Raw genomic sequence first — 23374 nt, 5'->3', positions numbered from 1 at the left:
GACTGGACAGTGGCGCGGATCACAGATCTTCGGCAGACAGGATCATCTCGGTGAGACCCTTGCCGCCCTGAACCATCGGATACACGTTTTCCGTCTGATCGACCTGGAAGTCGAGGAACACGAGATCTTTCTTGTGCGTGGTGAAAGCTTCACGCAGCGCGCCTTCGACGTCGGAGGGCTTGTCGATGCGGAAACCCACATGACCATAGGACTCTGCCAGCTTGGCGAAATCGGGCAGCGAGTCCATGTACGACTCGGAGTAGCGCTGACCGTGGAACAGCTGCTGCCATTGGCGAACCATGCCGAGATAGCGGTTGTTCAGGTTGCAGATCTTGATCGGCAGCCGGAACTGCTTGCAGGTCGACAGCTCCTGGATGTTCATCTGGATGGAGGCCTCACCCGTGATGCAGGCAACCTGCGCATCGGGGTGGGCAAGCTGGGCACCCATGGCATAGGGCATGCCGACGCCCATCGTGCCCAGGCCACCGGAGTTGAGCCAGCGGCGCGGCTTGTCGAAGCGGTAATACTGTGCCGCCCACATCTGGTGCTGGCCGACGTCGGAGGTGACGAAGGCGTCGCCGCCGGTCACTTCCCACAGCTTCTGCACCACGAACTGCGGCTTGATGATGGTGTCCGAATTCTTGTACACCATGCAGTTGCGGCTGCGCCATTCCTCGACCTGCTTCCACCACGCGCTGATATCGGGGCGGGCGGGGCCGGCTTCGAGCTGGCGGATCATTTCGTCGAGCACTTCGCGGACGTCGCCCACGATCGGCACATCCACGCGCACGCGCTTCGAGATCGACGACGGGTCGATGTCGATATGGATGATCTTGCGCGGCTCTTCGGCGAAGTTGGCCGGGTCGCCGATCACGCGGTCGTCGAAACGCGAACCGACTGCCAGCAGCACATCGGAGTAGTGCATCGACATGTTGGCTTCGTAGGTGCCGTGCATGCCTGGCATGCCGAGGTACTGGCGATCGCTCGCGGGGTAGCCGCCCAGACCCATCAGGGTGGTGGTGATCGGATAGCCCAGCAGGCGGGTAAGCTTGGTCAGCTGCTCGGCTGCATCGGACAGCACTACGCCACCGCCGGCGTAGATCATCGGGCGCTTGGCTTCGAGCAGCAACTGCACCGCTTTCTTGATCTGACCCTGATGGCCCTTGACCACCGGGTTGTAGGAGCGCATCGAGATTTCCTTTGGATAATCGAACTCGCACTTGGCGATCGTGATGTCCTTGGGAATGTCGACCAGCACCGGGCCGGGACGGCCGCTCTTTGCCAGATAGAAGGCTTTCTTGATGGTGGTGGCGATGTCTTTGACGTCGCGCACCAGGAAGTTGTGCTTCACACAGGGGCGGGTGATGCCCACGGTGTCGACTTCCTGGAAGGCATCCTGGCCGATCGCGGCCGTCGGCACCTGCCCGGAAATGATCACCATCGGAATCGAATCGCAGAATGCGGTGGCGATGCCGGTAACGGCATTGGTCGCGCCCGGGCCCGAGGTGACCAGTGCAACGCCTACGTTCTGCGTGCTGCGCGCAAAACCATCGGCTGCATGGACAGCGGCCTGTTCGTGGCGTACCAGAATGTGGCGAACCTCTTCCTGCTGGAAAAGTGCGTCATAGATGTACAGCACGGCGCCGCCTGGATAGCCGAATACGTATTCGACCTTTTCTTCCTGCAGGCACCTGATTACAATTTCCGCTCCAGTCAGCACCATCGCAAAGTCGCCCTGTAATTCGTTTGAAGAAACGGATAACAGTACCCGCTCCGAGGGAGTTTGGTCAAGGCTGTAAATGCCGGTCCAATAGGCGCTTCTTTCAAGGATTCCCAGCTGGCCACCCGCACCGAACTCTCCGCGTTTCTTGAAAGCGTTGAAAAACGTGCGTTCAAGCAGGCTGTCTGGTCCCTGCGCGATGACGATGCCGCGCTCGATGCGGTGCAGGACGCGATGCTCAAACTGTCGCTGCGCTACGGTGAGCGTCCAGCCGACGAGTTTCCGATGCTGTTTCAGCGCATCCTGCAGAACGTCATTCTCGATGCGCACAGGCGACTCAAGGTGCGCCGGTTCTGGGTGTCGCCCCTGTCCGTACTCAAGGGCGGAAACGAAGACGAAGGCGACCCGCTCGAGAGCGTGGTCGACGAGCGCGACGGGGCAGAACACGAAACGCCGCACGGGCTGTTCGAGCGTCGCCATGTGCTCGCGCAGATCGAGCGCGAGATCGCCCGTCTGCCAAATCGTCAACGGGAGGCGTTCCTGATGCGTTACTGGGAGGAAATGAATATCGCCGAAACGGCCGAGGCCATGGGATGTTCCGAGGGCAGTGTGAAGACGCACTGCTCGCGTGCCACCCAGACGCTTGCCGCGGCCCTCAGAGCAAAGGGACTCATGCCATGACCGATCAGCATCAGCGCCCACGGGGCGATACGTTGGGCGACGCAGCGGTCGCACGGCGCATTGTCGGCAGTCTTTCGGTTGCTGCCCATCACACCGACGAGCGGGTTGCCGAGCGTCTCAGAGCGGCGCGTCTGCGTGCGCTCGAGGCGCATCGCCCGCGGCGCGGAATGGCTGCCAGGTTCCTTGCGACAATGCGGGCCGCCTGGTCATTGCGTCCGGTGCTGCGTCAGTCGGTGGCAATGGCGGCGGTTGTCGTGCTCGTGTTTGCGGGTGATCACTGGACGACGTCGTCCCTGCTGCTCGAACTCGAAGAGGTCGACGCGGCGCTGCTGACGGACGAACTCCCCATCGATGCTTATCTTGATTCGGATTTTCCGACATGGCTGCAGCAAGATTCCTCGTCCTGATCGTGTGCCTGTTGTGCAGCCCGCTGGCGTCGGCGCGCGTTCTGCCGCTGGCCGCACCGGCTTGGGCCGAGCTCGATGCGCGACAGCATGAGGTGCTGGCGCCCCTTGAGGCAGACTGGAACGGGATGACCCCGGTCAGCCGGCGCAAATGGCTGGGAATCTGCGATCGTTACGATCGTCTGTCGGCGGACGAGCAGGCGCGTATTCAGGTGCGGATGCGGGACTGGGCGCGACTCAATCCGGACGAGCGCAGCCGCGCGCGGATGCAGTACCGTGCAATGCAGAAACTGCCGCCTGATCGACGCAGTAATTTGCATGCGGAGTGGGAACGCTATCAGAATCTGCCCCCTGAAGGACGTCGCCCCGAAGCGGTGACGCCTGCGCCACGCCGGCCCGGTGCGGCGCTTCAAGGACAGGTAGATATATTTCGATGAGTCGTAAAGGCAACAAGACACCGGCGGCCGGAGCTCAGGCGGCAGCACCCGGGCGCTCGCCCACCGTGGTTGAACTTGCCGGTCTGCGCCGCCGGCTGGCGAGCATGCTGTACGAAACGATGCTGCTGCTCGGGGTGCTGGCGCTGACCTTCATGGTGCCCAACCTGTTGATCGGCATGATCTTCGAGGTCGCGCCGCCGGGCTGGCTGGCGTGGATTCACGTGTTCCTGGTGCTGGGCTTCTATTTCGTCTGGTACTGGCACCGACAGGGGCAGACCCTGGCCATGCAGACCTGGCGGCTCAAGGTGGTGGATTCGGTCAGCGGCCAGCCGCTCAGCGCAGCGCGCAGCTGGCTGCGCTATGCACTGGCGTGGCCATCGGTGCTGATCGGTGGCGTCGGTCTGATCTGGGCCATCTTCGATCGCGATCGCCAGTTCCTGCACGATCGCCTTGGTGGCAGCTGCGTGGTCCTGCTGCCGGGTCAGCCGAAGAGGTAGGGGAACAGCCGCTTCCGCTCGTCCTCGCTTAGCTGCTCCATGCGCAGCACATTGCGCTCGGGAATGCCTTCCGGGTCGGGAAAGTGCGCCAGCGCGTGCTCCAGGCTTTCTTCGCGGATCATGTGCAGCAGCGGCCACGGCGAGCGGTTGGTGAGGTTGCCTGCGTCGTCCGCTTCGGTGTCGGCAAACTGGTAGTCGGGGTGAAAGCTCGCGACCTGGAGTTCGCCTTCCCAGCCGAACTGCTGCAGCCACAGATCGACCAGATCCAGAAACTGGTTGTAATCCTCGAAATCGGACAGCATGTCCGGGATCGCAAGAACCGTCGTCTCGAGTTCGCTGGCGGGGGTGTCCGAGAGGCGCTCGAGTTCGGCCTGCATGTCGTCGAGCAGGGCCTCATCGGTCGTGGCGTGGCTCACGCAGATGCGCACCCGGTCTTCGGCACGGGGTTTTGCTGCAAAAGGGCAGAGGTTGAGTCCGATGACGACGTCGTCGAGCCACTGGCGTACGTCGCTGATGATTTGTTGGTCCATTGTGTCCGGTTTCCAGGTGTGTTTCAGGTTTCGAGGCGTTTGAGCGCGGTGTCGCGCACCGCAGTGGCGAGGTCGGGGCGCAGGCAGTCGAGTTCGACCAGCTCCGGCCAGGTATCGCGGAACTGGCGCTGCCAGGTGAGTTGTCGCTTGGCGAGCTGACGGGTTGCGGCAACGCCCTTGAAGCGAAGCGTCTCAAGGTCGTCCTCGCCATCGAGATAGGCCCACGCCTGGCGGTAGCCCACGCAGCGCATCGAGGGCATGGACGTATCCAGCGTGTAGCGCTGGCGCAGCTGCGCGACCTCGTCGATGAGTCCGCCGTCCAGCATCTGCGAAAAGCGATCCGCAATGCGGTCATGCAGCACCTTGCGATCCGAGGGCGCAAGCGCGATTGGAAGCAGGCGAAAGGGCGGGGGCGCCATTTCGCGGCGGGCGTAGCTTTCGGCCAGCGGTCGTCCGGTGACACGAACGATCTCGAGTGCGCGCTGGACGCGCTGCGAGTCGCCGGGTTCGAGTCGGGCTGCGGCCTCTGGGTCGAGGCGGGCAAGTTCCGCATGCATCGCAGGCCAGCCAAGGCGCATGGCGTCATCGTCGATCTGGCGGCGAAGGTCGGCGTCGGCCTGCGGAAGTGCCGACAAGCCGTCGCGCAATGCCTTGAAGTACAGCATGGTGCCACCGGCAAGGACCGGAATTCGTTCACGAGCGGTGATCTCCGCCATCAGGCGCAGCGCATCGTCGCGAAAGCTCGCGGCCGAGTAGGCATCTTCCGGCGAGATGATGTCGATCAGATGGTGCGGACAAACGCCCTGTTCTGCGGCCGTCGGCTTGGCTGTCCCGATGTCCATGTCGCGATACACCAGGGCCGAGTCCACGCTGATGATCTCGACCGGCAGCGCGTGTGCCAGCGCCAGCGCGCTGGCGGTCTTCCCGCTTGCGGTCGGGCCGAGCAGAAGCAGCGCGGGTGGGAGGTTGGAATGCGGCATCGGGACAACGACTGGGAGATGGCCTCGCATTATCCTCGTGCCGCGCCGCTTTGGGGTATCCGGATCGGGGTGAGTCACGCAAGTCCATCTGGAGGCGGGCTCCCGAAGATGCGCCTGGGAAATGATAAGGGCATAATTGTGGGCCTTGTCGGAGGTTCCCAGCGATGCGAACGAAGAAGTGCCCCTTGCCCGGCGGGCAGGCGATTGCCCGTGTTCTGACCCTCGCGCTGCTTGCGCTGTCCTGTTCCGCATGGGCGCAATTGCCCCCGCTGATGCTCGCAGGGCGTTATCACGCGGATGTCGATCCGGCCGCGTACTGGGTCAGCGAGAAGCTGGACGGGGTGCGTGCGCTGTGGAATGGGCAGCAGTTGCTGTTTCGCAGTGGAAAACCGGTGGGCGCACCGGCGTGGTTTGTTGCCGGCTTGCCGCCGGAGCCGCTTGATGGCGAGCTCTGGATCGGCCGTGGCCGCTTCGAGCAACTCGTGGGTGCGGTGCGCACTCACGAGCCCGACGATGCGGCATGGCGGCAGGTGAAGTACATGATCTTCGATCTGCCCGCTCATGGAGGCGCCTTCACCGAGCGCATTTCCGCCATGGAGCGCATCGTAAGCAATGCGGGCCTGCCCTGGCTGCAGTTGGTCGGACAGCACCGCGTCGCCGATCGTGAAGCCTTGAAGCGCGAGTTCGAGCGGATCGTGCGGGCGGGTGGCGAGGGTTTGATGCTGCACCGGGCCGATGCGCTGCGGGTGGCCGGGCGTACCGATGCCATCCTGAAATACGTGCCCTGGCTGGACGACGAGGCCAGGGTGGTCGCCCACGTTCAGGGCAAGGGGAAATACGCAGGCATGCTGGGTGCGCTGCTGGTCGAGGCCCCGGATGGTCGCCGGTTCCGGATCGGAACCGGTTTCACCGATGCCCAGCGCCGCGTGCCACCTGCGCCGGGCTCGCTGGTGACCTACCGCTACCGTGAGCTGACGGGCAAGGGGCTGCCCCGTTTTCCGTCGTTTCTCAGGGTCAGGGACTTGCCCTGACCCGTATCGCTCAGGCGCCGATGAGCAGCATGCCGGCGCCGGCGATTGCCATGCCGATTGCACGTTGTGCGTATTTGCCAAAGCGCGATTCGGGCAGGTGGTGGGCTGCGAGATAGCCGACGCCATGCAGGGCTGCCGTGGCCAGCGCAAAGCCGACCGTGTAGGTCACGAGCGCGTTGCTGCCCATCTCGGCATGGTGCGCATGACCGTGAAACAGGGCGAACACGGAGATCAGCGGCATGGCCGCCGCCAGTGGCAGTCGTGCCGCAAAAGCGATCAGCAGGCCGAAGACGAGCACTGACGTCGCGATGCCAGCCTCGACAGCCGGAAGTTCGACTCCGCCAGTGCTCAGCGCAGCGCCACCCAGCATGGCGGCGACGAATCCCGCAGGCAGCGCCCAGCGCGCGACGCCCTTCTGGCGTGCGGCGAAAAGACCGACTGCCAGCATCGCCAGAAGGTGGTCGAACCCGCCGAGCGGGTGACTGAGCCCACTGGCAAAGCTCATGGCTTCGTGGCCGGGGTGTGCAACGGCAGCGCCGGCTGTGAGCAACAGTGTGAGGGCAACAAGGGCGCGCGGCTTGGACATGTATTTCTCCGGTGAGCGGTCATTCGGGTATTGGATGGCGGCCGGATAAAGTCCGGCCACCTCGCCGTTGAGGTCAGTAACGGATGTGGGGCGCCGGAATCGACTTCATCGTCAGGCGCGGCCACTGCGCGTGGCCCCAACGGCGTGCTTTGCGGGAGGATAGCAAATTGCATGCCGCGCGTTGCACTGAGCTTTCCGGGGGCGCTCAGCGCCGTTCATGCCCGGCATTCTTGGCGATCCGGGGGCGTCGGGGCGCCAGGATGGGCAATTGACACCTGGATATCCGCATCCGGATGCGCCTGTGTGGTGCATTGCACCGCTCTGGTGCGCCCGGATGCGCAGCAAGGATCGTGCAGGCAGTGGGGCCATCGGCAAACAGCCTGGCGGGTGCCCGTTCGTCACTTGCCCGATTTCGCAGCAGCGTGGATTTGAGCTTACCGGTCAGTCACTTGAGGTGCTTATCCACAGCTTGTCACGCATCTTGTCTACGTCCGGTGGGGATAAGACGGGACCTCAGCCCGGCGCGTCTCCCCGTTCTGCGCGGCCGGCGAACTTGTGCACGTACATGGCCCGGTCCGCGCTCTTGAGCAGGCTTTGCGCATCCAGGCCGTCATCCGGATACAGGGCTTCTCCGATCGCGCCGCCGACACTGATCTCGACCGTGCTCTCGGCTTCGATGCAGCACAGGGGCTGACGCAGGACTTCCTCGATCTGGCGGCGGATATGACCCACAGCTTCGCGGCTGGCAACCTGGTCGAGCAGGATGACAAACTCGTCACCGGCGTAACGTGCGACGAGGTCGCCTCCGCGGACGTTGGTCCGCAGGCGCTCGGCGATCTCCTGCAGTGCCAGATCACCGGCGTCGTGTCCGTAGTGGTCGTTGATCTGCTTGAAACGGTTCAGGTCGATGAACAGAACGCCCAGCTTCGCAGAGCGGCGATCGCTGCGAGCCAGTTCAACCCGCTTGTTGAGCTTTTGCATGAAGGCGTCGCGGTTGGCCAGTCCGGTGAGCTTGTCCGTGCGCAAGCGGGTCTGCATGGCCTCGAAGCTGCGTGCCAGTGCGCCGATCTCATCATTGCGCTCCACGCCGACCGGTGCATCGAGTTCGCCTTCGCCCACCTTGCGCACGGCCTCGCCAATTCGCCTCAGATCACCCGCAACCCAGCCGAGGATACGCAGTCCGATAACGATGGCGATCACGACCGCCGCGGCAGCGAGCATGACCGTGCGGCTCGCGTTCTCGGTCACCCCGGACATGAAGTCGCTGGTCGGCATGGCGACGACAGTAATCCAGTTCAGGCCGGCTTCGTCCTGGATGCGGTCGAAGGCGACATGGATCTCCTCGCCTTCTTCGGTGACGAAGGTCAATACCCTTGGCAGTGAGGTGGCATCGGGCGTGGCCAGGCGTTCCTGCACCAGACGGTAGGCGGCCCTGAGCAGTGGATGCGAGCTCTCGCGCGCCTTCAGGCGGGCGCTGCTGCCATCGGGCAGTTGCCGGATGTTGGGGCTGGCCGAGGACGCAATCAGGTTGCCGTCCTGCTCGATGATGAAGGCGATGCCGTTGGGAGAAACCTTGAGCCGGCCAACGAAGTCGTTCAGTGCGCGCAGGGAAATGTCGGTCGCGACCACGCCTTCGAAAGCGCCTGCGCTCGACAGCACTCTGCGCGCCCGTGTGGCGAGCAACTCCCGCGTGCCGAAATCAATGTACACCGAGGTCCAGGTATGGCCTGTGACCCGTTTGCCGTCCTGATACCAGGGGCGGGTGCGGGGGTCGAAAAGCTTCGTTTCGCGCCGTTCGAAATTCAAAGGGCCGTCGATGCCGGTGAAGCGATAGATTGCCCGGTGTTCGTCGGCATTGATCTTCATCCGCAGTTCGGCGTCCTGCAGGGAGTGCCGGTACAGGCCCAGGCCCTGCCCGGACTCGTTGCCGTAATAGACGTAGTTGTTGGGGTCGATATGCAGTGAGGTCGCAATCCAGAAGCGCGTCCGGAGCTCATGGAAATCCGATTCGATCTTCTCCGGCGCTGCCATGCCGTCCGGGAAGGCTGACTCGAGCACCGCGCCCGATCCGACGATGTGACGGTCCACTGCCTGCGCAATGCGTCCCACGGTTTCGAGCAGCAGGTGCTCCGAGACCGTCGACACAGCCCGGTTCCCGGCCGAATACGACAGTGAGCCCACCGCGACCGCAAGCGCAATCACCAGCACGACGTAGGGAACAATCAGGACCAGCTTGAGCGAGAGGGGGGCAGACGGCTTCGACATGATCTGAACTGCCCAGCCGGTTATGGCAAGACACGAAATGTGGAAGGGCTTGATTCTCTACAGGAAAGCCACATTGTGCAATGCCGCGTGATTTTTTGATGATCCTGAAGTGCTGCTGCAATCCCTTGTTGCGCTTTGTGCGCCGGCGCGGACGCCTGCTGCAGTAAGCTGGAGGCTCCTGCTGTGTAGGAAAGGGCAGGCATGGCGCGGAGAGGGTAATGAACCGCAATTGGCTGGCGCTCGGTACGGGAATTCTGATGGCATTTTCGGCGTGCGCGGACGACGCCGAGGTGTTTCGCTGGAAGGACCGCGAAGGTCGCATCAACTACGGCAACATGCCGCCGCCGGGCGTGGACGCGGAGCCGGTCGGAGGCCGGGGCCGGCTGACGGTGGTGCCAGCCCCGGTTCTGCCGCCTGCACCGCCCCCGCCGCCACCGGAATCGCGTCTGGATCGGCTGGAGCGCGAACTCGAAGCCGAACGCCAGCTGCGTCTCGACGCGGAGGCGGCGGAGCAGGCGCGCGAAATTGAACGCGCGCAACTGAAAGCCGAGTGCGAGGCGCGCTACCGGGAGCCCTGCAGCGACGACGGCGAACCGGCCGGAAAGCGATACATTGTGGTGCCGCCGCGCCCGTTTCCGCATCTGCCCGGGATGCCGACCGTCCGACCCTTGCACCGGGATGCGGCACGGGATGCTGGCAGCGCTCGGCGCGATCAGGCGTCCGAGCGGGCATCGCGTCGTGATCAGGGGGGCGGCCGGGAGGCGCAGGAGGGCGAGCGCCGGCGTGGCGCCGAGAGCGATGCCGCGCGCAAACGGGACGAAGTCGGGGAAGGTCGCAGGGAAGCCGGCAATGCCTCCCGCCGCGAAGAGCGGCCGGAGCGCCGGCCCTGATTGCTGCGCCGCGGCATCCAGTGCAATAAGTTTCTTGCCAACCAGCTATCATGGCGGCCGTTTACGGCCCGTGCTGCGTCGCCGGATTTCGAGGATTTTTCGTGAAAATATTTTCGCCGCTCTATCAGCGCGCCATGCAATGGGCGCGCCACCGCCGTGCGCCGTGGTTTCTGGGCGGGCTCAGTTTTGCGGAGTCGTCGTTCTTTCCCATTCCGCCCGACGTGATGCTGGCGCCGATGAGTCTCGCCAATCCCCGGCGGGCACTGTGGTTTGCGCTCATCACCACGCTCGCATCGGTGGCCGGCGGGCTGCTGGGCTACGTGATCGGCAGCTACGCCTTCGAAATGATTGAGCCCTGGTTGCGCACCAGCCGCTACTGGTCGAGCTATTCGACCGCAGTCGAGTGGTTCCACGAATGGGGCTTCTGGGCGGTCTTCGTGGCAGGCTTTTCGCCGATTCCTTACAAGGTGTTCACGATTGCCGCCGGCGCGCTTTCCATGGCTCTGATTCCCTTCACCCTGGCCTCGCTGGTCGGGCGTGGCATGCGCTTCTTCATGGTGGCCGGGCTGATGGCCTGGGGCGGGCAGCGCATGGAGGCCATGCTCCAGCGCTACATCGACCGCCTCGGCTGGGCAACGGTCATTGCGGTCGTGGCGGGCATCGTCCTGTATCGCGCCTGACAGCGGGGTAGCGGGCCGCAGCGTAGTAGCGTGACCTCACTGTCCGCGCATGAAGAAGCGGTCGAGGTCGGACATCGTCAGCTGGGTCCAGGTCGGGCGGCCGTGGTTGCACTGATCGGCGCGCTCGGTTGCCTCCATGTCGCGCAGCAGGGCGTTCATTTCCGGTAGCGTCAGGTGGCGGTTGGCGCGCACCGCCCCGTGGCAGGCCATGGTGGCGAGCAACTCGTTGCGCCGCGCCGTGACCACGTCGGATGCGGGGAATTCGCGCAGTTCTTCCAGCAGCTTTCTCAGGAGTTCGGCCACCGGCGCGTTTGCCAGCAGCGCCGGCACGCTGCGAACCGCGAGCTCCTGCGGCCCCGCGGGGGCGATCTCGAATCCCATGCGCGACAGGACTTCAGCGCACTCGTCGGCTGCGGCCATGTCCTTCGCGCTGACGGAAAATACGGCGGGAATGAGCAGGCGCTGTACCGCAGGCGTGCCATCGAGCACGGTCTTGAGCTTTTCGTACAGGATGCGTTCGTGGGCGGCGTGCATGTCGACCAGGATCAGGCCGTTTGCGTTCTGGGCCAGGATATAGACCCCGTGCAGCTGCGCCAGCGCATAGCCCAAGGGCGCGCCATTGTCGCCCGGTGGCAGGGGCGGCGGCGCGACGGGCGCGGACGATGACCGGGGCGCATCTGCGCCCGCGCCCGCAGGTGCGGGCCGTGCGCTCGCTGCAAAGTCGAAGTAGGCCCGGCTGGCCGAGTCCATCGCCAGTTGCCCCTGCACCGGGGGGCGGTTCCAGGCGCTTTCCGGCGGCCGGCCGTAGGGGCTTGGTGTCTGCGCGGTCGAGTGCGCCGCGGGTTGCACCGATTGCGCAGGGACGGAGGTTTCGGCGGAAAGCGGTTCGTCGAGCGCCCGTCCGGCGCCGGATTCGGCCAGCGCCCGGCTGACGGCATGAAACACGAACTGGTGCACCGCCCGCGAATCGCGAAAACGGACCTCGATCTTGGCCGGGTGGACGTTGACATCCACGCCCGCAGGGTCGAGTTCGAGGAACAGCACATAGGCCGGATGGCGGCTGCCGTGCAGGATGTCGGTGTAGGCCTGACGCACGGCGTGGGTGAGCAGCTTGTCCCGCACGTAGCGGCCATTGACGAAAAAGTACTGGGCGTCGCGGCTGCTGCGCGAATAGGCCGGCAGGGAGGCAAAGCCTCCCAGTGAGAGGATGCTGCCCTCGGCGCGCACTTCACGAGCGTGTTCGAGAAAGTCGTCCCCCATCAGGGTGCCGACACGACGAATGGGCTCGCCTGGCGGCAGGCGGTGCACTACCCGTCCGTTGTGCGAGAGCTGCAGACCGACGTCCGGGCGGGCGAGGGCGACGCGACGGAACATCTCGTCGCAATGCGCGTACTCGGTGCCTTCGCTCTTGAGAAACTTGCGCCGCGCCGGGGTGTTGTAATACAGGTCGGCGACCTCGACCACCGTGCCCTGGTTGAGTGCCGCAGGCGAGAGCTCACCGCTGTCGCCGTCGATGCGCCACGCATGTCCGGCGCCCTCGGCGCGGCTGGTGATGGTGGTGCGCGCCACGGCCGAAATCGCCGCCAGCGCTTCACCACGGAAACCCATGGTGCCGACCCGCTCGAGATCGTCGAGGCTGGCGATCTTGCTGGTGGCGTGACGCTCCAGCGCGAGCGCGAGTTCGTCCTGCTCGATGCCACAGCCGTCATCGCTGACCCGGATGCGGCGCACGCCGCCCTGCTCGAGCTGCACCTCGATGGCACGCGAGCCTGCATCGACCGCGTTCTCAAGAACCTCCTTGAGCACGGAGGCCGGGCGGTCGACCACCTCGCCGGCGGCGATCTGGTTGACGAGGAGGTCTGAAAGGCGGTGTATTGAGGGCATGTGCGGGCAGGGTGGGTGCAACGAACGGTGTTGGACGGAGGATTATACGGGGCAGGCGGCCATGAGCCAGCAAGGGGGTTTGGCGTGCGACCACGCCCGATCCGGTATGATTTGCCCCCAAACTATTCGATATGACCCGGGGCGCGGTCCCCCGCTGGAGGGTGAATGGCTGCTGAGCGCAAGCGCTGGCGTTGTCTGCTGCTGGTCATGGTTGCCGCCGGCCTGACGGCCTGTTCGTCGCCCGGTACCGGGCCAAAACCCGGGCGCTTGCCGGGCTTTGCGGCGCAGCACCTGGTGAAAACGGATTTCAATCGCTTCGCCGAAGCGCATCAGCAGCGGATCTTCATCAGTCTGCGGCGCCTGGCGGAGAAACTTTACAAGCGCAACCCGCGCGAATGGCGAAAGTCCGATGCCCGCAGCGTCGACGCCGCGGTTTCGCGCATCTTCGACGAGCCGCACGGATGGCGTCTGGAGTCGCTCGGTTACCGGCGCGATCTCGATGCGCTGACCGTTGCCCTGCATCCCGCTTATCGCGGCGACCGGGTTCAGGCGTACATTGTCGGACTGGCCAGCATGGTGCAGTCGGCCTTCGGCGATCGTGAGGAGTTTTATCTTCTGGATGATCTTGACGCCCAGCACCTCTACAATGCGGCCCGCAATGTCGAGATTGCCGCCTGGAAACTGGGTAACGCGACTGGCGCGGACGGTCATCTGCTGCTGCTGTCGAATGAGATGGGGGACGTAACCAATCTCAGTTTCGAGCGCGATTTCGGCCGTGTGATCGGTCTGCTCGAAGCGCTTTCGGACGTGGTCGAGGAAAAGACCGAACGTACTGTCACCCGAGTGGTCCAGAACCTTGCAACTGCAGTATTCCTGCCGGTGTATTGAATACACCGCCATCCCTTTCGAGGATCATGAAGTCCATCGTTATTCTAGTTTCCGGTCGCGGCAGCAACATGGAAGCCATCGTGCGGGCCGCCATACCGGGTGCCCGCATTGCAGCGGTGATCAGCAATCGGCCCGACGCGGCGGGGCTCGCCTTCGCCTCCGCGCATGGCATTGCCACCGAGGCCATCGACCACAAGGCCTACGCCGACCGTGCTGCGTTCGATACCGCGCTGGCTGCCGCCATCGACGCGCATCAGCCCGATCTGGTCGTGCTGGCAGGATTCATGCGGGTGCTCACGGATGACTTCGTGCGTCATTACGAGGGGCGCCTGATCAACATTCATCCGTCACTGCTGCCGTCCTTTCCGGGGCTGCACACACACCGCCGGGCGCTCGAAGCAGGGGTGAGGGTGCATGGTGCTACCGTTCACTTCGTGACGGCGACGCTCGACTGTGGACCGATCGTGGTGCAGGCCGTGGTGCCAGTGCATGTCGGCGACGACGAGGCTGCGCTTTCTGCCCGCGTACTCGAGCAGGAACATCGCATCTATCCGCAGGCCGTGCGCTGGTTCGTCGAGGGCAGGATCTCGCTTGGTGCCGATGCCCGCGTCTGCGTTGCCGATGCGGACTTCGCAGTGGCGCCGAGCGCAGTGCCCGCCATCGAGCAGGTGGCAGGCTGAGGACGGGCCGCAAATGATCGATCGAGGCCTGATTGCGGCGCTTGGTCTGTCGGTGCTGGCCCATGGTGCATTGCTCACCGGCGAGGGCTGGCGCTGGGCCGAGCCTGCGGGCGAAGCCGTACATACGCTCAGCGCGGTGTTGCATCCGGTGGCCGTGCCTCCAGTCCCGGTCGCCGCGGTCGCGGCGCAGTCGGCTCCGAAACCTCAGGCCGCACCCGCACCCAAGCAGATGCCGGTCGCGTCCGCGCCGCTTGCCGCGCTAGCACCGCCGAGTGAGGTGATCAGCGATGCGGTGCCCGGGCCGCTGTTTGAGCAGGCAGTAGCGCCCGCGGCGCTGGCGCCTCCGCTCGAACTCGCCGAAGCCGAAGCTGCACCTGAAGCCGATTCCGCTGCGCCCGACCTGGGTGAGTCGTTCGCGCTCGACGGTTGGCCTGCCCACGGAGCCATCGTATATCGCGTCTATCTGGGCTCGGCCGGTCTGCAGGTGGGCGAAGCGCGTCATGACTGGTTTCATGACGATACGAGTTACCGCATGCAGGTCACGCTGGAAACGACCGGGCTGGCGGCCTTGCTCCACGGTTTTCACTACGTGCAGAAGAGCGAGGGCGAACTGGGGCCGGAGGGGCTCAGGCCAAAGCAGTTCACCGTTGCGCAGAAGGGCAAGAAACTGGAAACTGCCCTGTTCGACTGGGACAATGCGAAGGTGAGCATCCGGCGCGGCGAGCGCGAGCGTCGCAATGCCCCATTGCAGACCGGCGACCAGGACGTGCTCAGTCTGTGGCACCAGATCGGTATCGTCGGTACCGCAGGGCTGCCGCGTGAGATCATGGTGGTCAGCAACAAGGAAGCCACACCTGCACTGCTCGAAGCAGTCGGGGATGAAGGACTGAGCCTGCCCATCGGGCGGCTCGAAACCTTGCGGGTCAGGGCGCAGGCGCAGACCGGCGTATTGACCATAGACATCTGGCTGGCGCGCAATTACGGCATGTTGCCGGTGCGCATCAGGATGGTGGACGACAAGGGCGAAGTGCTCGACCAGCAAGCCGTGCAGCTCAGGCTTGCACCGCCGGACGGAAAGGCGAGCGAGACCGCAAGTGCGGTCGACAGTATTGAACTCAAGGAAGAAGCGCCGACAGAACCGTTGGCCAATCTTTATACGAACTGAACGGATATCATGCAGAAAACAGTCAAGGCAGCCGAGGCCATCTCGCGCGGTCTCATCATTCAGACCACACAGGTGCTCGGCACCGTGCTGTCTTTCGAACACCCCGCCGATGCGGTCCTGTCGCGGCATTTTCGTGAGAATCGCGATCTCGGTCACCGCGACCGCGGCTTCATTGCCGAGACCGTCTATGGCATCGTGCGCCGCCTGCGCTGGCTGCGTCGTATTGCCGGCGCCACTGCGACACCGCGTCAGCTGCTGCTGGCCTGGCTGGCTCGTGGCGAAGGCTGGCCGATGCGTCAGTTCGAAGGTCTCGCGTCGGCCACCGAACGCGACTGGATCGAGTCCATCAAGTCGGCCACGCTGGACGAGGGTACGGTTGCCGAGCGCGCCGACCTCCCCGACTGGCTGACCGAGCGCCTGCTCGCCAGCCACGACGAAGCAGCGGTGCTGCAGCTTGCCTACAGCCTGAACAGGCCGGCGCCGCTCGATTTGCGGGTGAACGTGCTCAAGGCCGACCGCGATGCCGTGCTCGCGAAGCTGAACGAGGATGGCTTCGCCGCGGAAGCCTGCACGATGTCGCCGCAAGGTATCCGGCTTGCGGGCAAGCCCGCGCTGCAGAAGTACCCGCTGTTTCTGGAAGGTGGCTTCGAGGTTCAGGACGAAGGCAGCCAGCTCCTTGGTTTGCTGGTGCAGCCCAAGCGCAGCGAGCTGGTGGTGGATTTCTGCGCCGGCGCTGGCGGCAAGACCCTGCAACTGGGCGCGATGATGCGTTCGACCGGGCGCCTGTATGCCTTCGACGTGTCCGAGAAGCGTCTGGCCAAGCTCAAGCCGAGGATGGCGCGTTCGGGGCTTTCCAACGTCCATCCGGTGCTCATCGCGCACGAGAACGATGCCAAGGTAAAGCGCCTGGCAGGCAAGGCCGACCGCGTGCTGGTGGATGCACCCTGCAGCGGGCTGGGCACCCTGCGCCGCAATCCCGACCTGAAGTGGCGCCAGACGCCCGAGTCGGTGGATGAAATGGTCGTCAAGCAGGGCTCGATCCTTGCCGCTGCGGCCCGGCTCGTGCGCCCCGGCGGACGCCTGGTCTATGCAACCTGCAGCCTGCTCACCGAAGAAAACGATGCAGTGGTCGACGCTTTTCTGGCTGCGAACCCGGCGTTCAAGGCCGTGTCCGCCCAGGAAGTGCTTGAGCGTCAGGGTGTGACCCTGGCCACCGGCGAGCGTCTGCGCCTGTCGCCGCACGAGCACAATACCGACGGCTTCTTTGCCGCGGTGCTTGAACGCCAGTCTTCAGTACCCGAAGCTGCCGATGCCTGATGGCTGGCGGCGCGTGGCGCTGGCGGTGTCGCAGGTGTTTCTGCTCGTGGCGCTGGCAGGCAGCGCATCCGCTTCGCAGACCTTTCGTGCGCAGGGCGAGATCGAACTCGCCTTCTCGCCCTGGGACGATCCGGAGAAGCTGTTGCTCGACGTGGTGAGAAAGGCGCGCCACAGCGTGCTGGTGCAGGCCTATGCCTTTACCAGCCGCACGTTTGCCGATGCGCTGGTGGCCGCCCATAAGCGCGGTGTTCGCGTTGAGGTGCTCGCCGACGCCGGCATGAACCGGCGCGAGCGCGGCAACGCGGTGCCACGCCTGCTCGCGGGCGGGGTGCCGGTCGCCTTTGAGACCCGCTATCGCGCAGCGCATAACAAGGTCGTAATTGCCGATGCGGAAGGGCCGGGCTGCACCGTGGTGACCGGTTCATACAATTTCACCTGGTCGGCCAACAACCGGAACGCGGAAAATCTGCTGGTGATGCGTGCGCATTGCCCGCTGGCACGCAGTTACCGCGACAACTGGCGGCGCCATCGCGCCGAAGCGACGCCTGTCAAACGCTTGCCCTGGAAACAGTAAACATGCAGCAAGGTCCAAACCTGATCGCCCTGGCCGACAATATTGCGCGTGCCTGGGCGGGGCTCGGCCAGGCGGCCATGCTGCGCCAGCTCGCCGTCATCGTCTGTGCCCTGGTCGTGGGCTGGTTCATTCAGCAGGCCTGGGATCGCCGTTTGCTGCAACTCGATCCTGAACCGCTCAACTCCGCACGGCGCTTCGGGCAGCATGGCGCCAAGCGCGTGCTGTTTCCCTTGTCTGCCTTGCTGCTGGTGGTTGCGGCGCGGGGTGTGCTGGCGCGCTATCAGCCCGTCCATCTGCTCGACCTGGCCGTGCCCTTGCTGACTTCGCTGGCGGTGATCCGCTTCGTCGTGTTCACCCTGCGGCAGGCGATCGGTCGCACGAGCTGGCTGGGCGCGCTGGAGAGGTTTGTCTCGGCCCTGGCCTGGAGTGTGGTTGCGCTCTATATCCTGGGCTGGCTGCCCGAGGTGATCGAGGGGCTGGACTCGATGTCCGTCACGCTGGGCGGCCAGAAACTGTCGGCCTGGACCCTGATGAAGGGTCTGACAATGGTCTTGCTCACCTTGCTCGTCGCCATGTGGCTGGCCGGTGTGCTCGAACGCCGGATGGCCGGGGCGACGGGGCTCGATGCCAGTGTCCGCCTGGTGCTGACGCGGGTGATGCGCGCGCTGCTGATCCTGGTCGCGTTTCTGGTGGCCTTGCCGATGGTCGGTATCAATCTCACCACGCTGTCGGTGTTCGGCGGCGCGCTTGGCGTCGGCCTCGGTTTCGGCATGCAGAAGATCGCTGCAAACTACGTATCGGGTTTCATCATCCTGATCGATCGCTCATTGCGTATCGGCAACCTGATTTCGGTTGGCGCCGAGCGGGGTGTGGTCAAGGAGATCACCACTCGGTATACCGTGATCAGGGCGCCGAATGGCATCGAATCCATCGTGCCGAACGAAGTGCTGGTGAGCTCGGTGGTGCAGAATGAAACGTTCAGCGATACCCAGGTGGCGCTGCCGCTTGTGTTTCAGGTGAGCTACGATGCGGATCTCGATCGGGCGCTGGCGATTCTCGTTGCTGTGGCGGGGACGCAGCCACGGGTGCTTGCCGACCCGGCACCGAAGGCCTTTCTGACGGGTTTCGGCGACAATGGCATCAACCTGCGGCTGGGGTGCTGGATTGCAGACCCGCAGGAGGGTACGCTAGCCATTACCTCCGAGATCAACATGGAAGTGTGGCGCCGATTCAAGGCTGCGGGCATTGGCATACCGTATCCGCAGCGAGAAGTGCGTCTGCTCCCGCCACTTTCTCCCGCGCCCGCTGTCGAAGGGTTAGCAGAGCCGGTCTGAATGCCGGCAAGGCCACTGTTTGGTGGTTTGCTGTGGCTCGTGTAGTGTCGCGGGCGCACAGGTTTCTCTTGTACAAGGATTTCTAAAGAATGTATTCCGGGCTTTTCGAGCTTCCCTGGTGGGGCTATGTCGTTGTCGCGCTGGTGATGACCCACATCACCATTGCGTCAGTCACCATTTATCTGCATCGCCATCAGGCTCACCGCGCGCTTGAGCTGAGCCCGTTGCCAAGCCATTTCTTTCGCTTCTGGCTGTGGCTGACCACCGGCATGGTGACGGGTGAGTGGGCTGCGGTGCATCGCAAGCACCACGCCAAATGCGAGACGCCCGAAGACCCGCACAGCCCGCAGACACGCGGCATCCGCAAGGTGTTGCTGGAAGGCGCCGAGCTGTACCGGATCGAGGCCGACAACAAGGAAACCCTCGCACGCTACGGCCACGGCACGCCCACTGACTGGCTCGAGCGCAACGTCTATCGTCGCTCCGTGGTCGGGGTGTCGCTGATGCTGATCATCGACGTGGTGGCCTTCGGCGCGATTGGTCTGACGATCTGGGCCGTGCAGATGATGTGGATCCCGATCTGGGCCGCCGGCGTCGTCAATGGCCTGGGTCATTACATCGGCTACCGCAACTTCGATTGCACCGACGCATCGACCAATCTCGTGCCCTGGGGCATCCTGATCGGCGGCGAGGAGCTGCACAACAACCACCACAGCTTCGCCACCTCGGCCAAGCTGTCGGCCAAGTGGTACGAGTTCGATATCGGCTGGATGTACATCCGTATTCTCGAGATCCTCGGTCTGGCCAAGGCGAAGAAGGTCATTCCGCTGCCGAAGTTCGGCGAAGCCAAACATCAGCCCGATCTGGATACCCTGCAGGCCATCATCACCCACCGCTATGACGTGATGACGCGCTACATGCAGTCACTCAAGCACACCTGCAGCGAGGAGATCGAGCGTCTCAAGAAAAGCCATGCAGGCAAGTTCGACGCTCGCGCGCTGCGGCGCTGGGTGCTGTCGGGTGAGGAACGGCATCTGTGTGCCGAGCAGAAGGCGCAGCTTGCGGTGGTAATCGGTGACAGCAAGGCCCTGGTCACCGTGGTGTCCATGCGTGAGGAGCTGGCGGCCATCTGGGCGCGCTCCACCGCGACGCACGAGCAGCTGCTCAAGCAATTGCATGAATGGATCGAGCGCGCCGAGCAGAGCGGCATCCAGCAACTGCAGGACTTCTCCATGCGGCTGCGACGCTACGCAGTCTGAGGCGACATAATGCAAACGGGCGGAAATTATCCGCCCGTTTTTTTTCTGCTGTTGAATGCTGCGATCCCGCAGTGTCGGTCGTGCTTCGGCTCAGCGCTCTCCGCGCACCGCGTCCGCCCAGCAGTTCGGCGTTTCGTAAAGCCTCACCCGTTCGAGCTGGAGCTGGTTCCCGTACACATCCTGATAGGCACCGTCCAGAACGCGGAAGGCCTCGGCCGCCAGGTTCTCGGCGGTCGGCACCACATCGAGGGTGACGGTCTTGTGCCCTGGCATCGAGGCGAGGAACGCGGCCACCTGGGTATCATCGCGGTACACCAGAAACGCATGGTCCCAGCGGTCGACGATCATTTCGTTGGCAACTTTCTTGACGTCGGCGAAGTCCATCACCATGCCGTTGACCGCCTGTCCTGCGGCGTCGATGATGTTGCCTGACAGCGTCACCTCCAGCGCGTAGCGATGGCCGTGCAGATGCCGGCACTGGCTGGCGTGATCCGGAATCCGGTGTCCAGCGTCGAATTCGAGACGACGGGTGATGCGCATGGTTAACCTCGCTTGAAAGGCGGCGGATTATAGCATTTGCCGGAACCCGGTCCTGCTGCCTGTGCGAACGCAACTTACTGAGCCCAAAATGATTTCGACTTCCCAGATCCTGACCATCCACAATCATGACCGTGAGCTCGCCGGACTGACCTATGTCTATCCGGTGCTGTCCCGGCGTGCGGGCGGGGTTTCAATCGGGATCAACCTGAATCCCAACAACGCCTGTAACTGGCACTGTGCCTACTGTCAGGTGCCTAACCTGGTGCGTGGCAAGGCGCCGGACATCAATCTCGCGCAACTCGAGTCGGAGTTGCGCGGTTTCCTCAACGTACTGGTGCACGGCGACTGGCTTGAGCACAATGCGCCTGAGGGGCTGCGCGAGATCCGCGACATCGCATTTTCGGGAAACGGCGAGCCGACCAGCGCGGCGGTGTTCCCCGAGGCGGTCGCGCTGGTCGCACGTCTGCATGACGAGTTCGGACTGGGGGCTGGCGTTCCTGTGCGTCTGATCACCAACGGCAGCCTCATGGCGCAGGCGCGGGTGCAGGAGGGAGTGAGCCTGCTCGCAGCGGCGAACGGTGAGGTCTGGTTCAAGGTCGATGGGGGCGATGCGGACGCAATCGAGCGTATCAATGGCGTGCGTCTCGAGCCCGAGGCCATTGCCCGTCACCTGGCGCTGTGTGCTGCACGCTGTCCGACCTGGGTTCAGACCTGCATGTTCCGCTGGGATGGCGAGTTGCCATCACGGCATGACATCGACGCCTATCTCGAGGTGCTGATGGCGGCAGGTATCGAAAACCTGCAGGGAGTGCTTCTGTACGGCATCGCGCGCGAGTCAAGGCAGCCCGAGGCATCGCACCTTTCGGCGCTGACGCTCGATGAGCTCGAAGAGATCGCTGCTCGCATCAAGGAAAAAGGGCTGACGGTTCGCGTCAGCCCCTGATTCATGCATGCGCCCGGCTTGCGGGCGGCACTCCCGACCATTAGCCAGCCTTGCGCTTGGCCTTGGCTTCCTTCTTTAGGGTCTTGTACAGCTCCGGGTTGCTGGCCTTCAGGTACTCGGCCACATCCACGTCGTCGCGCTTGACCTTGTTGATGTCGATCTGTTCGACGTGAACCAGGCGCAGCAGGGCCTGAACCGGGCGCGGAATGTTGCGGCCACTCTCGTAGCGGGAACCACCACTCTGGGTGACACCGATCTTGGACCAGAACTGGGACTGGTTGAGGCCGAGCTTGCGGCGGATTTCGCGTACATCAAGGGTATCGGAGTTTTTCATGACTTTGTCCTTTGTCGAGTTGCCAGACATATATTGAGACTGAATTTGCCTGTAAGTGGTTCCTACAACTTAAGTTGTAGGATGTTCAGAGTATAGATCAAGCCCAACCAAATATACAACGGTGATAAATCACGAATCGGGGTTAACCACAATCCATAAGCGCACAAACCCCCGGGTTTGTTGCAGTTCTGCAAAACGACCGCCATCGAATAGAATCAAGCCCTTTCCCGACAGGTACTTGGGTACAAAGATGGCCCTGATAGTCCAGAAGTATGGCGGCACGTCGATGGGTACGCCTGAGCGCATTGGAAGTGTTGCCCGCAGGGTGGCGAAGTTCCGTAAACAGGGGCATCAAGTGGTGGTTACCGTGTCGGCGATGAGCGGTGAAACCAACCGGCTGATCGCGTTGTCCAGGGCGGTTTCGTCGAATCCGGGTCCGCGTGAACTCGACGTGGTCATTTCGACCGGCGAGCAGGTCACGATCGGCCTTTTGTGCATGGCGCTGCAGCAGATCGGCATCAGGGCGAAGAGTTACACCGGCGGCCAGGTAAAGATCCTGACCGACAGCGCCCACACCCGCGCGCGCATCCTGAGCATCGATGAAGCGTCCATTCGCAAGGATCTTGCGCAAGGCATGGTCGTGGTCGTGGCGGGCTTCCAGGGTGTGGATGCGGAAGGCAACATCACCACGCTCGGGCGCGGTGGCTCGGATACCACCGGGGTTGCACTGGCCGCTGCACTCAAGGCCGAGGAGTGCCAGATCTATACCGACGTCGATGGCGTCTATACGACTGATCCGCGCATCGTTCCCGAAGCCCGCAAGCTCGACACCATCACCTTCGAGGAAATGCTGGAGATGGCCAGTCTTGGCTCCAAGGTGCTGCAGATCCGCTCGGTCGAGTTCGCCGGCAAGTACAAGGTCAGGCTGCGTGTCCTGTCGAGCTTCGAGGAAGAAGGCGAGGGCACGCTCATTACCGTTGAGGAAGACAGCACCATGGAAAGGCCCGTCATTTCCGGCATCGCCTTCAATCGCGATGAAGCCAAGCTCACCGTTGTGGGCGTGCCCGACAAGCCGGGCATTGCGTACCAGCTACTCGGTCCGGTCGCCGAGGCCAACATCGACGTGGACATGATCATCCAGAACGTCGGCAAGGACGGCTGCACCGACCTCTCCTTCACGGTCGGTCGCGCCGACCTCGACAAGGCAGTGGCACTGCTCGAAGGCGTGAGAGCGCATATCGGCGCGGCTGCCATCTCGGCCGACAGAACCATGTGCAAGGTCTCCGTTGTCGGCGTGGGCATGCGCTCGCATCCGGGCGTGGCATCGAAGATGTTCCGTGCGCTGGCCGAGGAGGGCATCAATATCCAGATGATCACGACTTCCGAAATCAGAATCTCGGTCGCGATCGAAGAGAAGTACCTCGAACTGGCTGTGCGCGTGCTGCACAAGGCCTTCGAACTCGACTCCGTAGCGTGATCGAAAAATATCGTGAACTGAAATTGACCGCGAGGCAGGGAGTCTATATAGTCCCGCCTTCGTGATGGAGACGTGGCCGAGAGGTCGAAGGCACTCCCCTGCTAAGGGAGCAGACGGGCAAAACCTGTCTCAAGGGTTCGAATCCCTTCGTCTCCGCCATCACGGAAATATTGTGGAAAAACCGCCTCTTAGGCGGTTTTTTTACGCCTGCGTCTTTTTGGGGCCATACCGCGACATATCCTGAGATACCGGCTTATCTATAAGCTCGCTGTCCCATT

At 63.6% G+C, this 23374-nt stretch carries 24 protein-coding genes and 1 tRNA gene; 17 read left to right on the top strand and 8 right to left on the bottom strand.

Features of this window, described 5'->3' with window-relative positions; genetic code table 11:
* Positions 1–19 precede the first annotated feature (19 nt).
* Positions 20–1723 carry an acetolactate synthase 3 catalytic subunit gene (locus CEW87_RS21720; protein ID WP_108976638.1) on the bottom strand — a complete coding sequence of 568 codons (1704 nt, stop codon included), beginning with the start codon at positions 1721–1723 and terminating at the stop codon, positions 20–22.
* A 60-nt stretch (positions 1724–1783) separates the two neighbouring features.
* On the opposite strand from CEW87_RS21720, the gene CEW87_RS21715 reads away from it, so the two are divergent.
* The 4 genes from CEW87_RS21715 to CEW87_RS21700 are packed head-to-tail and all read left to right on the top strand — an operon-like array spanning position 1784 to position 3739.
* Positions 1784–2401, top strand: coding sequence for an RNA polymerase sigma factor (locus CEW87_RS21715; RefSeq protein ID WP_234421615.1), 618 nt, complete (start codon positions 1784–1786; stop codon positions 2399–2401).
* Positions 2398–2808 (top strand): DUF3619 family protein, encoded by a 411-nt coding sequence (locus CEW87_RS21710; RefSeq protein WP_234421614.1) that lies wholly within the window; start codon positions 2398–2400, stop codon positions 2806–2808. The genes CEW87_RS21715 and CEW87_RS21710 overlap by 4 nt, the downstream gene beginning before the upstream one ends.
* Positions 2781–3242 carry a DUF3106 domain-containing protein gene (locus tag CEW87_RS21705; protein ID WP_108976636.1) on the top strand — a complete coding sequence of 154 codons (462 nt, stop codon included), beginning with the start codon at positions 2781–2783 and terminating at the stop codon, positions 3240–3242. Before CEW87_RS21710 ends, CEW87_RS21705 begins: the two co-directional genes overlap by 28 nt.
* A complete protein-coding gene (locus tag CEW87_RS21700) occupies positions 3239–3739 on the top strand; it encodes an RDD family protein (protein WP_108949031.1) in 501 nt (166 codons plus the stop codon). Before CEW87_RS21705 ends, CEW87_RS21700 begins: the two co-directional genes overlap by 4 nt.
* Here the strand turns inward: CEW87_RS21700 and CEW87_RS21695 are convergent.
* Together CEW87_RS21695 and miaA are read right to left on the bottom strand one after the other, a co-directional pair.
* A complete protein-coding gene (locus CEW87_RS21695) occupies positions 3724–4269 on the bottom strand; it encodes a DUF1415 domain-containing protein (protein ID WP_108949030.1) in 546 nt (181 codons plus the stop codon). The two genes, CEW87_RS21700 and CEW87_RS21695, sit on opposite strands and share 16 nt — an antisense overlap.
* A 23-nt stretch (positions 4270–4292) precedes the next feature.
* On the bottom strand, positions 4293–5249 hold the full coding sequence (gene miaA / locus CEW87_RS21690) for a tRNA (adenosine(37)-N6)-dimethylallyltransferase MiaA (RefSeq protein ID WP_108976634.1): 957 nt from the start codon (positions 5247–5249) through the stop codon (positions 4293–4295).
* A 164-nt stretch (positions 5250–5413) separates the two neighbouring features.
* On the opposite strand from miaA, the gene CEW87_RS21685 reads away from it, so the two are divergent.
* Positions 5414–6280: a DNA ligase gene (locus CEW87_RS21685; protein WP_108976632.1), complete on the top strand. Its 867-nt coding sequence runs from the start codon at positions 5414–5416 to the stop codon at positions 6278–6280.
* Positions 6281–6290: 10 nt separating this feature from the next.
* On the opposite strand, the gene CEW87_RS21680 is transcribed toward CEW87_RS21685, so the two are convergent.
* Entirely contained in the window at positions 6291–6866 is a 576-nt protein-coding gene (locus CEW87_RS21680) for a HupE/UreJ family protein (RefSeq protein ID WP_108976630.1), read from the bottom strand.
* 513 nt (positions 6867–7379) lie between these two features.
* Complete coding sequence (locus CEW87_RS21675; protein ID WP_108976628.1) at positions 7380–9131, bottom strand: diguanylate cyclase domain-containing protein; 1752 nt, start codon at positions 9129–9131, stop codon at positions 7380–7382.
* A gap of 218 nt (positions 9132–9349) precedes the next feature.
* Between CEW87_RS21675 and CEW87_RS21670 the strand changes: the two genes are divergently transcribed.
* Together CEW87_RS21670 and CEW87_RS21665 are read left to right on the top strand one after the other, a co-directional pair.
* Positions 9350–10021, top strand: a complete 672-nt coding sequence (locus CEW87_RS21670) for a DUF4124 domain-containing protein (RefSeq protein WP_108976626.1) — start codon at positions 9350–9352, stop codon at positions 10019–10021.
* Between the two features lie 101 nt (positions 10022–10122).
* On the top strand, positions 10123–10701 hold the full coding sequence (locus CEW87_RS21665; RefSeq protein ID WP_108976624.1) for a YqaA family protein: 579 nt from the start codon (positions 10123–10125) through the stop codon (positions 10699–10701).
* A gap of 36 nt (positions 10702–10737) precedes the next feature.
* On the opposite strand, the gene mutL is transcribed toward CEW87_RS21665, so the two are convergent.
* A complete protein-coding gene (gene mutL / locus CEW87_RS21660; protein ID WP_108976622.1) occupies positions 10738–12585 on the bottom strand; it encodes a DNA mismatch repair endonuclease MutL in 1848 nt (615 codons plus the stop codon).
* A 165-nt stretch (positions 12586–12750) separates the two neighbouring features.
* Between mutL and CEW87_RS21655 the strand changes: the two genes are divergently transcribed.
* The 7 genes from CEW87_RS21655 to CEW87_RS21625 all read left to right on the top strand — a co-directional run bounded on the left by CEW87_RS21655 (position 12751) and on the right by CEW87_RS21625 (position 19802).
* Positions 12751–13473 carry a hypothetical protein gene (locus tag CEW87_RS21655; RefSeq protein ID WP_234421613.1) on the top strand — a complete coding sequence of 241 codons (723 nt, stop codon included), beginning with the start codon at positions 12751–12753 and terminating at the stop codon, positions 13471–13473.
* Positions 13474–13499: 26 nt separating this feature from the next.
* Positions 13500–14153 carry a phosphoribosylglycinamide formyltransferase gene (gene purN / locus CEW87_RS21650; RefSeq protein ID WP_108976620.1) on the top strand — a complete coding sequence of 218 codons (654 nt, stop codon included), beginning with the start codon at positions 13500–13502 and terminating at the stop codon, positions 14151–14153.
* Between the two features lie 13 nt (positions 14154–14166).
* Positions 14167–15318 (top strand): DUF3108 domain-containing protein, encoded by a 1152-nt coding sequence (locus CEW87_RS21645; RefSeq protein WP_108976619.1) that lies wholly within the window; start codon positions 14167–14169, stop codon positions 15316–15318.
* A gap of 9 nt (positions 15319–15327) precedes the next feature.
* On the top strand, positions 15328–16635 hold the full coding sequence (locus tag CEW87_RS21640; protein ID WP_108976617.1) for an RsmB/NOP family class I SAM-dependent RNA methyltransferase: 1308 nt from the start codon (positions 15328–15330) through the stop codon (positions 16633–16635).
* Positions 16628–17209, top strand: a complete 582-nt coding sequence (locus CEW87_RS21635; protein WP_108976615.1) for a phospholipase D family protein — start codon at positions 16628–16630, stop codon at positions 17207–17209. Before CEW87_RS21640 ends, CEW87_RS21635 begins: the two co-directional genes overlap by 8 nt.
* A 2-nt stretch (positions 17210–17211) precedes the next feature.
* The gene (locus CEW87_RS21630) at positions 17212–18543 is read left to right on the top strand and encodes a mechanosensitive ion channel family protein (RefSeq protein ID WP_108976613.1); all 1332 of its coding nucleotides are present in this window, start codon (positions 17212–17214) and stop codon (positions 18541–18543) included.
* Positions 18544–18632: 89 nt separating this feature from the next.
* Positions 18633–19802: a fatty acid desaturase gene (locus CEW87_RS21625; protein WP_108976611.1), complete on the top strand. Its 1170-nt coding sequence runs from the start codon at positions 18633–18635 to the stop codon at positions 19800–19802.
* A 90-nt stretch (positions 19803–19892) separates the two neighbouring features.
* Here the strand turns inward: CEW87_RS21625 and queD are convergent, their stop codons facing one another.
* Positions 19893–20342, bottom strand: coding sequence for a 6-carboxytetrahydropterin synthase QueD (gene queD / locus CEW87_RS21620; RefSeq protein ID WP_108949016.1), 450 nt, complete (start codon positions 20340–20342; stop codon positions 19893–19895).
* An 88-nt stretch (positions 20343–20430) separates the two neighbouring features.
* On the opposite strand from queD, the gene CEW87_RS21615 reads away from it, so the two are divergent.
* A complete protein-coding gene (locus CEW87_RS21615) occupies positions 20431–21285 on the top strand; it encodes a radical SAM protein (protein WP_108976609.1) in 855 nt (284 codons plus the stop codon).
* A gap of 40 nt (positions 21286–21325) precedes the next feature.
* Here the strand turns inward: CEW87_RS21615 and CEW87_RS21610 are convergent, their stop codons facing one another.
* Positions 21326–21619 carry a helix-turn-helix domain-containing protein gene (locus tag CEW87_RS21610; RefSeq protein ID WP_108951297.1) on the bottom strand — a complete coding sequence of 98 codons (294 nt, stop codon included), beginning with the start codon at positions 21617–21619 and terminating at the stop codon, positions 21326–21328.
* Between the two features lie 250 nt (positions 21620–21869).
* Here CEW87_RS21610 and CEW87_RS21605 point away from each other — a divergent pair, with 250 nt between their 5' ends.
* A complete protein-coding gene (locus tag CEW87_RS21605) occupies positions 21870–23096 on the top strand; it encodes an aspartate kinase (protein ID WP_108976607.1) in 1227 nt (408 codons plus the stop codon).
* Between the two features lie 66 nt (positions 23097–23162).
* A tRNA-Ser gene (locus tag CEW87_RS21600) sits at positions 23163–23255 on the top strand.
* The last annotated feature ends 119 nt before the right edge of the window (positions 23256–23374 follow it).

It is taken from the genome of Parazoarcus communis, from assembly GCF_003111665.1.
GTDB classification, from domain to species: Bacteria; Pseudomonadota; Gammaproteobacteria; order Burkholderiales; family Rhodocyclaceae; genus Parazoarcus; species Parazoarcus communis_B.
Note: the sequence above shows the minus strand (reverse complement) of the source record. Positions and strands in the feature narration are given on the sequence as shown.